Here is a 12,541-nt window from a genome sequence, read left to right on the forward strand (position 1 = left end):
CGTGTCCCTCGCGCAGCGCCCGCTGTGGGAGCGCGAGGAACTGCGCGCCGTGGCCGGAGAGACGCTCCGGCCGGGCGGGTTTACGCTGACCGACCGGGCGGCCGAGCGCATCGGCCTGGTGCCCGGGCAGCGGGTCTTGGACGTGGGCGCGGGCCTCGGGGCCACCGTGGCCCGGCTGCGCTCGCGCTACGGGGTGCGGGCCTGGGGCGTGGAGCCGTCCGCCGACCAGCTCTCGCGGGCCGACGGCCAGCCTGGATTGGTCCGGGGATGCGGCGACCGGTTGCCTTTTCGGAGCGGGACGTTCGACGCCTTGTTCTGCGAGTGCGTCCTCTCCCTGTTCGACGACCGGCCCAGGGGGCTGGCGGAATTTTACCGGGTGCTCAAACCCGGCGGCTTCCTGGTCCTGTCCGACCTGTGCGCGTCCGGCCCCCTGGCGGGCAGCGGCGCGTCCTGCGCGGACCGGGCCGCGCCGCTTGACGAAACGGCCCGGCTGGTACGCGACGGCGGATTCACCATCGATGTGCTGGAAGACCATTCCGCCCACCTGCGCGATCTGGCCGCCCGTCTCGCCTGGACCGGCGAGGGGGCTTCCTGCGGCTGTGGGCGGGGATTGGGCTATTTTCTGATGATCGCGCAAAAGCAAGGAGCGGACTGATGCTGGACGATGGTGGACTCCGGGTCCTGGAACTGGCCGGAAAGGGATATTGCTGCAGCCAGATGATGGTCATCATGGCCCTGGACGAGATGGACCGCGAGGACCCGGACCTGGTCCGGGCCGCTGGCGGCCTGTGCGACGGCCTGGGCGACTGCTCCGGGCCATGCGGCGTGCTCACCGGGGCGACCCTGGCACTCGGCCTGTACGCGGGCAAGGGCATGGATATGGAGGAGCCTGAGGACTGCCTGCCGGTGATGATCGAGTCCCTGCGCGACTGGTTCACGGAGCGGACCCTGGAATACGGCGGAACCTCCTGCGGGGCCATCCTGGACGGCGCCTGCGGCCAGCCCCATCCCACCCGCTGCGGCGGCCTGATCGGCGAGGCCAACGCCAAGGTCCGGGAAATTCTGGTGGACAATGGTCTGGACCCGGCCGAGGGGCGCGAGTTGCCGTGAGCCTGAGCCCGAGGAGCGTCTGTCCGGTCTGCCTGGAGCCGATCCCGGCGCGCCACGCGACCGTGGGCGACGAGACCTTTCTGGTCAAGGCCTGTCCGGCCCACGGCGAATTTCGTACCGTGGTCTGGCGCGGCGAGCCTTCGTTCGATTCCTGGGCGCGTCCCAAGGTCCCGTCCGGGCCCCGCACGGCCTTCACGCCGGTGGAGCAGGGCTGCCCTCTGGACTGCGGGCTGTGCGACGCCCACCGCCAGCACACCTGCACCGCGCTTATCGAGGTCACCTGGCGTTGCGACCTGGGTTGCCCGGTCTGTTTCGCCTCATCCGGCAAGGCGGCTCCGCCCGACCCGTCCATGGACGACCTTGGCCGTCTGTTCGATCGGGTGGAACTGGCCTCGGGCCACTGCAACATCCAGCTCTCGGGCGGCGAGCCCACGGTGCGCGAGGACCTTCCCGAAATCATCCGGCTGGGCAAGTCCAAGGGATTTCCGTTCATCCAACTGAACACCAACGGGCTGCGGCTCGGGCGCGAACCCGGCTATGCGGCCCGGCTGGCCGAGGCCGGGCTGGACTCGGTCTTCCTCCAGTTCGACGGCACCGAGGACCATATTTTTCAAACCTTGCGGGGCCGTCCCCTGCTTGAGACAAAGCTTGCGGCCCTGGACGCCCTGGCCGAGGCCGGGGTGGGGATCATCCTGGTGCCCACGCTGGTGCCGGGGGTCAACGACCGGGATATGGGCAACATCCTCCGGCTGGCCGTGGACCGCTCCCCGGCCGTGCGTGGGGTTCATTTCCAGCCGGTCAGCTATTTCGGGCGCTATCCCGAGCAGCCGGGCGACCACCAGCGCATCACTCTACCCGAGATCATGCGCGGACTTGAGACCCAGACCGGCGGGATGCTCAGAGCCGTCGATTTCCGGCCGCCGGGCTGCGAGCACGCCTTCTGTTCGTTTCACGCCAACTACGTTGTCGGCGAGCGGGGCGGGCTGACCCGGCTCTCCTCGGGCGGGACCTGCGGCTGCACGCCGCGCCCGGCTTCGGAGGGGGCGGACGCGGCCAAGGCGTTCGTCAAGCGCCAGTGGAGTTCGCCGGACAGGCAACTGCCCATGGCCTTTGACGCCGTTCCGGACAGCGGGACCCCGGAGAGCGGCCCGGAAGACGCCCTGGACGCCTTCATCCGGCGGGCGGCCACCCACACCCTGGCCGTGTCGGCCATGGCCTTCCAGGACTGCTGGACCCTGGACCTGGAGCGGCTCAAGGGGTGCTGCATCCACGAGGTCTCACCGGACGGACGGCTCATCCCGTTCTGCGCCTACAACCTGACGTCCATGGACGGCGAAACCCTGTACCGGGGAAAGTGTCATGGGACGAACGAATCTTGATTGCTGGCTGGCCGGACGCATGGACCGGGACACGGTCCCGTCCGTGCCCGAGCTGCGCGGCTGGCTGCTCGAGCGGCTGAGGGAACTGGTGGACCACGCCCGGCAGGGGAGTCCGTTCTACAATCGCCATCTCTCCGGCGCGCGCGGCGCGGACCTGGATTCCCTGGATGCCTTTTCCCGGCTGCCGATGATCACTCCGGAACATCTGCGGGCCAACCCGGACGCGTTGCTCAGCGTATCCCGCGATGACATCGAGCGGGTGGTCACCCTGTCCAGCTCCGGGACCACGGGCGAACCCAAGCGCATATTCCACACCGCGGACGACCTTGAGGCCACGGTGGACTTTTTCGGATGGGGCATGGCCAACATGGTCGAGCCGGGCGGCACCGCGCTGGTGCTCCTGCCCGGAGCGCGACCCGGCGGGGTGGGCCAGTTGCTTGACGAGGCGCTGTCGCGGAATGGATCGAGGGCCGTGGCCTTCGGCGAGCTGACCGATGCCGGGGAAGCCGTGGACCGCTGCCTGGCCGAGGAAGCCTCCTGCGTGGTCGGTTCCCCGGCCCACGTCAATCTTCTGGCCCACGCCTGGGAGGCGCGCGGCCTGCCCAAGGGGGCGATCCGGTCCGTGCTGCTGTGCTGGGACGTGATCCCGGACGCGGTCCGGGCCAGCGTGGCCGAACGGCTCGGCTGCCGGGTCTTCCGCCACTGGGGAATGATCGAGACCGGCCTGGGCGGGGCCGTGGAGTGCGCGCCCGGCTCGGGCATGCACCTGCGCGAGACCGACGTGTACGTGGAGATAGTGGACCCGCGCACGGGCGCGCTGCTTCCGGACGGCGAATTCGGCGACATGGTCGTGACCACGCCGCTCAAGCTGGGCATGCCGCTCATCCGCTACCGCACCGGCGACGTGGGGCGTATCCTGGCCGGAGAATGCGGTTGCGGCAGCCCGCTTCGCAGACTGGATCCGCTGGTCAGGCGCAGGCGCGACAGCGTGCCGCTGCCGTCCGGTCCGCTGACCCTGCGGGAATTGAACGAAATTTTGTACGGCGTGCCGGGGGTGGCGGACTTCGCGGCCCGGCTGGAGAACGACACGCTGTACCTGACCGTGTGCGGCGACGTCGCCGGGGAGACCGTCCTGGCGGCCCTGAGGAACCTGCCCGTGGTGGCCGGGGGGCTTGTCGGCGGGAGCCTCGGGGTGGAGATAGAAAACAGGCGAGACGCCGCACCGGCCGTTGCCGGCCTGGAAAAGCGGCGCATAGTCGTAGGGAGTTGATTCATGAAAGCGTTTGTGCGTGACGTGGCCGGGCTGGCGCGGGCGGGAGCCCCCTTTGTCCTGGTCACGGTGGTGGAGAGTTCCGGGTCCACGCCGAGGTCCTCGGGGGCGAAGATGGCCGTGCGCTTGGACGGAACCATCATCGGCACCGTGGGCGGCGGCCTGGCCGAGGCCCGCGCCTGCCGGGCGGCCCAAGAGATGCTGCGGTCCGGCGTGGCCGACGGCGGGGCGCGGCTGATGTTCGTGGACATGACCCAGGAGCTGGCCGCCAATTCGGACATGATCTGCGGCGGCGGCTTGTCCATGCTCCTGGAACTGGCCGCGTCCGGCGGGGAGTGCGCCTGCGGCTACGAGGAACTCGACGGGATGCTGCGCAAAGGCGTCGCCGCGACCCTGACCACTCGGATCGAAGACGGGGAGAGTCCACGCGTGGTCGGGCACGATATCACGGAGGGCAGGCCGGTCGGCGATGTGCCGGTCTTCGGCCGGGACGGCGGCTCCATGGTCCTGGCCGAGCCGTTCATCCCGCCCGCGTCGCTCTATATCTTCGGGGCCGGGCACGTGTCCCGGTTCACCGCGCGGGTGGCGGCCATGGTCGGCTTCCGCACCGTGGTCCTGGACGACCGCGAGGAGTTCGCCAACCGCGAGCGTTTTCCCGAGGCGGACGAGGTGGTCGTCCTGCCGTCCTTTGCCGGGTGCTGCGATGGTTTCAAGGATGACGCCGAGGCCTTTGTGGTCATCGTCACGCGCGGCCATCTGCACGACCGCAACGTCCTGGCCGAGGCCCTGCGCACCAAGGCGCGCTACGTGGGCATGATCGGCAGTTCCACCAAGCGCGACCAGGTCTACGAATCCCTGCTGTCCGACGGCTACACCCAAGCGGACATCGACCGCTGCACCAGCCCCATCGGCCTGCCGCTGGGCGGGCGAACCCCGGAGGAGATCGCGGTCAGCATCGTGGGCGAACTCATCCAGGTAAGGGCGGGCAAGGCGTGATGCAAGGATTGGCGGCGATCATTCCCGCAGCCGGGCTTTCCTCGCGCATGGGCCGGTTCAAGCCCCTGCTGCCTCTTGACGGCGGCACGGTCCTGTCGCGTTGCGTCAGGCTGTTCACTGCGTGCGGCGTGGAGCGTATCGTGGTGGTCACGGGCAAGCGCGCGGACGAGGTGGCGGCCTGCGCCATGGAGGCCGGGGCCATGGCCGTGCACAATCCTGCCTTCGAGCAGGGCATGTACACCTCGGTCCTGACCGGGGTGCGGGCCCTGAAGGGCGATGCGGAAGGTCTTTTCATGCTTCCGGCGGATATTCCCCTGGTCAGGCCCGAGACCGTGAGGCGGCTCTTGGACGAATTTCAGCGTACCCGCCCGGCCGTGCTCTATCCTCGGTTCAACGGGGAGCGCGGGCACCCGCCGGTGATCGGCGGCGAGGTCGTTCCGGCCATCCTCGCTCACGACGGGCAAGGCGGGCTGCGGGCGGTGCTGGACGGTTTCGAGCCCGACGCCCGCGATCTGGACGTGGCCGATTTCGGGACCACTCACGACCTGGACCATCCCGAGGACTACGAGCTGGCCCTGGCCGTGGCCGGGATCGGCTATCCGCTTGAGGACGAGTGCGCGGCGCTTATCCGGATGCAAGGGGTCTCGGACCATATCGTGGGACACTGCCGGGCCGTGGCCGCCGTGGCCCAGGCCCTGTGCGCTCGGCTGAACGACCGCCTGGACGAGCGGCCCGGCGCGGTCCGCCTGGACCCCGGCCTGGTGCTCGGCGCGGCCCTGACTCACGACATCGGCAAGGGGACCAAACGGCACGAGGCCGCCGGGGCCGAACTGTTGCGTGAACACGGATTTTCCGCCGCCGCCGACATCGTGGCCGCCCACTTCGACGTGACCCTGGCCGACGGCGCGTCCATCTCCGAGAAGGAGGTCGTCTTTTTGGCCGACAAGCTGGTCCGCTGTCACGGCCCGGTTCCCCTCAGGGGGCGCTATCTGGAGAAGGTGGAGATGTACAAACACGAAGAGGGCGCGGAGGCGGCCATCCTTGGCCGAATGGGCCGCGCCGAGGCGGTCATGGCCCGGTTCGACCGCGAGATGGACGGTTCGGCCGAGAGCGTGGCGAGGGAGGCGTTGGCATGATTATCCTGGTGCGCCACGGGCGGATCGAGAACGGCAAGGGACGGTGCGTGGGCCGCACGGACGTGCCCCTGTCCCCGGACGGGCTGGCCCAGGCCCGCAATCTGGCCGACGAATTGGGCGCGCTCCCGTTCGCGCGGCTGTGTTCGAGCCCGGCGGACCGGGCGTTGGCCACCCTGGGCCCGCTGGCCGGACGCCTGGGCCTGGAAGTGGAGCCCCTGCCCGCCCTGGACGAGATCGACATGGGCGAGTGGGACGGCCTGTCCTTTGACGAGATACGCAAACGGTTCCCCTACGAGTACGTGGAGCGCGGGAAGCGGCTCGGCCGGTACCGCGTGCCGGGCGGCGAGAGCTTCGAAGACGTGGCCGAACGGGCCATGGGGGCGCTCGAGGAACTGGCCCGGGGCCCGCGCCCGGTGCTGGCCGCGACCCACGCGGGCGTGATCCGCTCGGTGCTCTGCCGCGTGACCGGCCACCCCTTGGACGGCCTGTTCCGCTTCACGCCGGGCTACGCCCGGTGCACGGTCCTGCGTGCGGACGGCGCGTTCGAACTCGTCGCGGACGACGTGTTCGCCCGGACGGTGCGCGAATTGCTGTGATCGGCCGGTCGGCTAGGTCCGCTTCTGGACGTACTTCGAATTGCTCGAATAGAAGGTGTTGTAGACCAGGGTGAGCAGGCAGGCGAAGACCGCAGAGCCGATGCCGATGGCCACGTTGTAGAAGGGCGGCGCGGTCAGGGCCAGCCGGATGAGCAGGGTGGCCAGGGCGAACCCGGAGTTGCGGAAAACCGCCCGGAACTCGGGCAGGAAGCGCTGGGCGATGAGCACCAGCATTATGTCGCTGAAGATCAGCACCGTGTAGAAATTCTTGAAGAAATGATAGGGATGCTCGCCGCGCAGGACGTGCAGCCCGTTCTGGATGCCCATGCCCACGAAGATGGCCAGCATGACCAGGGCGACCAGTTTCTTGGCGGCCACGAATTTGAACAGCGGGGTGCCGCCCCTGAGGGTCTCGTCCAGGTTGCGGCGCAGCAGACCGTAGACGCCGAGCAGGCAGAAGATGACCACGGCCCCGCAGCCGTCCGAGATAAGCATCCACAACTCGGTCTCGTGGCCGGTGATGGTGATCGGCTCAGGGAAGTCGGCCAGGGCCTTGAAGGCGTCCCGGAGCAGGATCAGGGCCAGGATCTCAAACTGTTTGCCCACGGATTTGGAGATGGAGCAGGGCAGGGTGAAGATCAGGCCGACGACCTCCAGGACCAGGACCAGGGTGAAGGCCAGGTTGATGGCCATGAAGTGGCTGGTGGGGATCATTGTCGCGAGATGCCCGGTGATCCAGCCCTGGCGTTTCATCTCGATGGTGATCAGCCCGAGGACGAAGACCACCACCAGGAATCCGGCCACGGTCCGCTGGGTGGAATCCTTTTCCCAGAAGTGGTGCAGGGGGTCGAAAGTGAAGGTGACCAAGTCGTATATCTTGTGCATGGGATGTATCATGATGCCTCTACAAGTAAATCCATCGGTTGGACGCCGTCAACCGGCGTGGGTCAGGAAGTAGCAGGAGAGGGACGGGAAGTAAATAGGAATATTTCCTATTTAACCTAAATTTCAAAAAGCATCTCGAGATCGTCGCGGGTCAGGCTCTTCAGGGCGGACTGTCCGGGGATGATCGCTTCGGCCACGTCCTTCTTCTGCTCCTGGAGCTTGAGGATGCGTTCTTCCACCGTGTTCTGGCAAATCATCTTGTAGGCGAAGACCTGGCGCTTCTGGCCGATGCGGTGCGTGCGGTCCGTGGCCTGGTTCTCCACGGCCGGGTTCCACCACGGGTCGTAGTGGATGACGTAGTCCGCGCTGGTCAGGTTCAGGCCGGTGCCGCCCGCCTTGAGCGAGATGAGGAAGATGGGGATGTCCGGGTTGTCGTTGAACCGGTCCACCTGCTCGAAGCGGTCCTTGGACGAGCCGTCCAGGTAGGCAAAGGGAATCTCGCGGATTTGCAGCCAGTTGCGGATGACGTGGAGCATCTGCACGAACTGCGAGAAGACGAGCACCTTGTGGCCGCCGTCGATGATGTCCACCACCAGGTCCTTGAAGGCGTCGAACTTGCCGGACGGCAGGTTGGTGGACACGCCGGGCATGTCTAGCTTGAGCAGGCGCGGGTGGCAGCAGATCTGCCGCAGTTTGAGCAGGGCGTCCAGGATGGACATCTGGCTCTTGGCCATGCCCTTCTCGTCCACGTCCCTGAGGACCTGGTCCTTGAGCTTCTTGGCCAGGGCGTTGTACAGCTCGCGCTGCTCGTCCACCAGGTCGCAGTAGTGGGTGGTCTCGATCTTGGGCGGCAGGTCCTTGGCCACCTCGGCCTTGGTCCGCCGCAGGATGAACGGCTTGACCCGGGTGCGCAGGTAGTCCAGCGTCTCCTCGTCGCCGTCCTTGATGGGCTTGACGATGCCGCGCTGGAACGAGTGCTGGGAACCCAGGAAGCCGGGCATGAGAAATTCGAACAGGGACCAGAGCTCGAACAGGTTGTTTTCGATGGGTGTGCCCGACAGGCAGACGCGCAGCCCGGCGTCGAGCTTGCGCACCGAGCGGGCGGTGATGGTATTCGGGTTCTTGATGTTCTGGGCCTCGTCCAGGATGACGCTGGCGTACTCGTACTTGAGCAGCTCGTCCAGGTCGCGCCGCAGCAGGGCGTAGGTGGTGATGACCAGGTGCGAGCCCTTGATGTGCTGGAACAGTCCCTCGCGTTTGGCCCCGTAAATGGTCAGCCGCCTCAGGTTCGGCACGAACTTTTGCGCCTCGCGCTCCCAGTTGGGCAGCACCGAGGTGGGCACGATGATCAGGTTGGGGCCGTCCACGCCGTTGTCCACCAGGGACTGGATGTAGGACAGGGTCTGGATGGTCTTGCCCAGGCCCATCTCGTCGGCCAGGATGCCGCCGAAGCCGTACTCGCGCAGGAAGTTCAGATAGCTCAACCCCTGGATCTGGTAGGGGCGCAGGGTGGCCTGCAGCTCCTTGGGCTGGGCGACGATCTTGATCTGGTCGAAGTTGTTGATCTTCTCGCGCAGCTTGACGAAAAATTCATCGGTCTGGGCCTGGGGCAGGTCTTCCAGGATCTTTTCGAGCACCGGGGCCTCGAACTGGTTGAACTGCTGTTTGGGCGCCTTTTCAGGGTCGAAGCCCAGGGCCTTGAGCTTGTGGCCGAGCTTGTTCAGCCAGGACTCGGGCAGGCTGGTGTAGGAGCCGTCCTTGAGCTGGACGTAGCGCTTGCCCTTGGTCCACGCCTCCCAGATGACCTCGATGGGCACCCGCTGGTCGTCGTACTGGACCGACAGCTCGAGGTTGAACCACTTGTCCTCCTCGTCGCTCTCCACCTCGGCCACCACCTGGGGCTGCGTGGTGCGCACCTTGTAGCGGGTCAGGTTCTGCTCACCGTAGACCCGGTAGGCCTCGACGAGCTGCGGGTAGAAGTCGAGCAGGAAATTGATGGCCTCCTCCTGCTCCATGAACCAGATGTGGTTGTTCCTGGGCTGGAAATTCATGTCCTGGAGCTCGGTCAGCAGCCGTGCCTCCTCGTCCTGGGCGCGCCGGATGAGGTAGGACTTGCCGCCGTCGTGGTAGGAACCGGTCTGCAGGTCCGGGTTGGGGCCGGGCATGATGAATTCGCCGTGCTCGTTGGTGTAGATGTTCTGGATCTTGAGCACGAGCAGGGAGCCTTCCTCGTCCAGGTAGAGCTTGGGATCGTAGTCCGCGTCCTGGAAGATGGGGCCCACGCGCTCCAGAAAGTCCTCCTGGCCGTAGAGGTCGCTGACCGGAATCTGGGTCCAGACGCGGTCCAGGAACTCGGACACGTCGGCGTGGGGCACGATGGGCTTCTGCTCGACCATGCCCTGGACCAGCTTGGGGTCCAGCCCGGTCTGCACCGGGTAGAAGGAGTTCTTGTAGTAGACCCACAGAGGTAGCCGTCCGTAGAAATAGATCTCCTCCTCATCGGTGATGGGGAAGGGCATCTTGTCCTCTCTGGCCAGCAGGATGTCGAAGGACAGGCCGTCCTCGCTCAGTGCGGGCGAGAGCTTCAGCTGCATGGTCTTGGACTCGATGGTCACGGGCTGGTCGGTCTCGCGCAGGTAGAGGTAGTACTCGTTCTTGACCGCGCGGAAGAACCAGGAGTGCAAGCCCGCCGGAATTTCCACCTTGTGGCCCCAGTAGTCGAGGTAGTGGCCGATCTGCTCGGCCACGCCGGGCAGGGCCGGGGAGGTGTCGCACCAGTCCTGGTTCTCCACGATCTGGGCCAGGGTGACCTCGTTTTGTACCTGGGAGATGCCGGATTTGTTCTGGCGGGCGCGGAAAAAGGCGACCTGCAGGCGGCCGAGTTCGGGGTAGATGCGGTAGATGAGATAGTGCCTTCCTGCCTCGGGCTCGAGCTCGGTGGCGAAGAACGGGCGGAAGGTCTGGCGCCAGTCAGTGCGCGGGGTGGGCATCTCGCCGCCGGAATCGGTGTCCAGGGATTTGAGCAGCTTGACCGCCGTGGCGGCCACGTGACGGCAGACCCCGGAAAAGGAATCCGGGCAGTTGCAGTAGTAATTGATGGTCTTGTCGGACAGGTTCAGCCCGATTTCCGAGGTGTAATTCTGGAAATCGTCGCCCTGCACCTGGCCGTCGATGTCCCAATACTGTTCCCGTTTCTTGAGGTCCAGTTTGGAAACGCCGTTCTCGGCCACGATCCCATGGGCGCTTTCCAGGATGTAATCCGGAACGCTGTCCCCTATGAAATCCTGCAGTATGGATTTGACTATCTGTTCTTCACCGCTACTCATCGAAAGTCTCACGAAATCATCACGTCAATAAAATCGAACAGAACTTCTTACATATAACTCCGGCAATGGGCAAGCTGGATTTGTTTCCCCCCGCGTCCATGTGGACCCTTGGCTTTTCGCACCCGTTGGTCCATACTGGGAACGTCTGCCATGCTCGCATAATTGTATGGTCCAACCAAATTGTTTTTGCAAGGGAAAATGAGACTCGAGAACCTGCTAGCGACCCTGCTCTGCCTGATGCTTTTGACCGCCTGTTCCGACGGCGGGGGACCGGCCACGCCCGTGTCCCCGGTCAACCCGGCGGACGTTCCGGCCGAGCCCGAACAGGGCGGCACCCTGGTCCAGTCCATGCTCGGCGAACCGAGCAACCTGATCACCATCCTGTCCTCGGATCAGCCCTCCCATACGATCGGGGGCCAGATCTACGTCAGCCTGCTCAAGTACGACAAGGACATCAACCTGGTGCCCTTCGCGGCCGAGTCCTACGAGGTTCTGGACGGCGGCAAACTGCTCCGGTTCAAGTTGCGTGAGGACATCTACTGGACCGACGGGGTCCAGCTCACGGCCGACGACGTGGAGTTCACCTACCGGCTGACCATCGATCCCAAGACGCCCACGGCCTATGCGGGCAACTTCAAGCTGGTCAAGGAGTTCCGCAAGACCGGCAGGTTCTCCTTCGAGGTGACCTACGATCAGCCGTTCGCCAAGGCGCTGGTCTCCTGGGCCACGGACATCCTGCCCAAACATCTCCTGGAAGGGGAGAACATCGTCGACACCAAGTATAGCCGCCAGCCCGTGGGGGCCGGGCCGTACATGCTCAAGGAGTGGATCGCGGGCAGCCGGATCGTGCTCGAGGCCAATCCGAACTATTTCGAGGGCAAGCCGTACATCGACCGCCTGGTCTACCGCATGATCCCGGACATGGGCACCCAGTTCCTGGAGCTCAAGGCGGGCAACCTCGACATGATGGGGCTGGACCCGTTGCAGTACCTCTACCAGACCTCGGGGCCGGGCTGGGACGGCGGCTTCCGCAAGTTCAAGTTCCTCTCCTTCGGCTATTCCTTTCTGGGTTTCAATTTCAAGCATCCCTTTTTCCAGGACGCGCGCGTGCGCCAGGCCATCGACTACGCCATCGACCGGCGGGAACTGGTCAAGGGCGTGCTCTACGGGCTGGGCGAGGCGGCCAACGGGCCGTACAAGCCGGGCACCTGGCAGTATGACGTGAACGTCAGGCCGCGTCCCTTCGACCCGGACAAGGCCCGCGAACTCCTGGCCGAGGCGGGCTGGACCGACTCGGACGGCGACGGCTGGCTGGACAAGGACGGCAAGCGGTTCGCCTTCTCCATCATCACCAACCAGGGCAACACCCAGCGGATCAAGACCGGGGTCATCCTGCAGCAGCGGCTCAAGGACATCGGCATCCAGGTCTCCCTGCGCACGGTGGAGTGGGCCGCGTTCATCAAGGAGTTCATTGACAAGGGCCGGTTCGACGCTATTATCCTGGGATGGAACATCCTGCAGGACCCTGACATCTACAACGTCTGGCACTCGTCGCAGGCCGTGGACGGGGGGCTCAACTTCATCCGCTACATCAACCCGGAACTGGACGAACTGCTCGATCGCGGGCGGCATCTGGTCCGGGAGGAGGAGCGCAAGCCCATCTACGACCGGGTGCAGCAGATCCTGCACGACGAAGTGCCCTATTGCTTTCTCTACATCCCCATGTCCCTGCCCATCGTTCAGGCCCGGATACAGAATATCAAGGCGGCTCCGGCGGGGATAGGCTACAATTCCGAGAAGTGGTGGATACCGCGCAGGCTGCAGCATCAGCCGTAAGACGGAC

10 protein-coding genes are annotated in these 12,541 nt (G+C 65.7%); 8 read left to right on the forward strand and 2 right to left on the reverse strand.

Going from position 1 to position 12,541, the window contains the following annotated elements:
* Position 1: 1 nt before the first annotated feature.
* From trsM to BerOc1_RS16990, 7 genes are read left to right on the forward strand one after another with little or no spacing between them, the layout of a single operon-like run.
* A complete protein-coding gene (trsM, locus tag BerOc1_RS16960; RefSeq protein WP_071546942.1) occupies positions 2 to 655 on the forward strand; it encodes a DVU_1556 family methyltransferase in 654 nt (217 codons plus the stop codon).
* Positions 655 to 1,110 (forward strand): DVU_1555 family C-GCAxxG-C-C protein, encoded by a 456-nt coding sequence (locus BerOc1_RS16965; RefSeq protein WP_071546943.1) that lies wholly within the window; start codon positions 655 to 657, stop codon positions 1,108 to 1,110. The genes trsM and BerOc1_RS16965 overlap by 1 nt, the downstream gene beginning before the upstream one ends.
* Positions 1,107 to 2,489, forward strand: coding sequence for a radical SAM (seleno)protein TrsS (gene trsS / locus BerOc1_RS16970; RefSeq protein ID WP_071546944.1), 1,383 nt, complete (start codon positions 1,107 to 1,109; stop codon positions 2,487 to 2,489). Before BerOc1_RS16965 ends, trsS begins: the two co-directional genes overlap by 4 nt.
* On the forward strand, positions 2,470 to 3,759 hold the full coding sequence (locus BerOc1_RS16975) for a DVU_1553 family AMP-dependent CoA ligase (protein WP_071546945.1): 1,290 nt from the start codon (positions 2,470 to 2,472) through the stop codon (positions 3,757 to 3,759). The genes trsS and BerOc1_RS16975 overlap by 20 nt, the downstream gene beginning before the upstream one ends.
* 3 nt (positions 3,760 to 3,762) lie before the next feature.
* Positions 3,763 to 4,755, forward strand: a complete 993-nt coding sequence (locus tag BerOc1_RS16980) for an XdhC family protein (RefSeq protein ID WP_071546946.1) — start codon at positions 3,763 to 3,765, stop codon at positions 4,753 to 4,755.
* On the forward strand, positions 4,755 to 5,891 hold the full coding sequence (locus BerOc1_RS16985; RefSeq protein WP_071546947.1) for a DVU_1551 family NTP transferase: 1,137 nt from the start codon (positions 4,755 to 4,757) through the stop codon (positions 5,889 to 5,891). The genes BerOc1_RS16980 and BerOc1_RS16985 overlap by 1 nt, the downstream gene beginning before the upstream one ends.
* Entirely contained in the window at positions 5,888 to 6,487 is a 600-nt protein-coding gene (locus BerOc1_RS16990; protein WP_071546948.1) for a histidine phosphatase family protein, read from the forward strand. The genes BerOc1_RS16985 and BerOc1_RS16990 overlap by 4 nt, the downstream gene beginning before the upstream one ends.
* Positions 6,488 to 6,499: 12 nt before the next feature.
* Here BerOc1_RS16990 and BerOc1_RS16995 read toward each other — a convergent pair whose 3' ends face one another.
* Both BerOc1_RS16995 and BerOc1_RS17000 read right to left on the reverse strand, forming a co-directional pair.
* A complete protein-coding gene (locus tag BerOc1_RS16995; RefSeq protein WP_071546949.1) occupies positions 6,500 to 7,384 on the reverse strand; it encodes a hypothetical protein in 885 nt (294 codons plus the stop codon).
* A gap of 104 nt (positions 7,385 to 7,488) precedes the next feature.
* Entirely contained in the window at positions 7,489 to 10,698 is a 3,210-nt protein-coding gene (locus BerOc1_RS17000) for a DEAD/DEAH box helicase (protein ID WP_071546950.1), read from the reverse strand.
* Positions 10,699 to 10,896: 198 nt separating this feature from the next.
* Here BerOc1_RS17000 and BerOc1_RS17005 point away from each other — a divergent pair, with 198 nt between their 5' ends.
* Complete coding sequence (locus tag BerOc1_RS17005) at positions 10,897 to 12,534, forward strand: peptide-binding protein (protein WP_071546951.1); 1,638 nt, start codon at positions 10,897 to 10,899, stop codon at positions 12,532 to 12,534.
* The last annotated feature ends 7 nt before the right edge of the window (positions 12,535 to 12,541 follow it).

It is taken from the genome of Pseudodesulfovibrio hydrargyri (assembly GCF_001874525.1).
In the GTDB taxonomy this organism is placed as follows: Bacteria; Desulfobacterota; Desulfovibrionia; order Desulfovibrionales; family Desulfovibrionaceae; genus Pseudodesulfovibrio; species Pseudodesulfovibrio hydrargyri.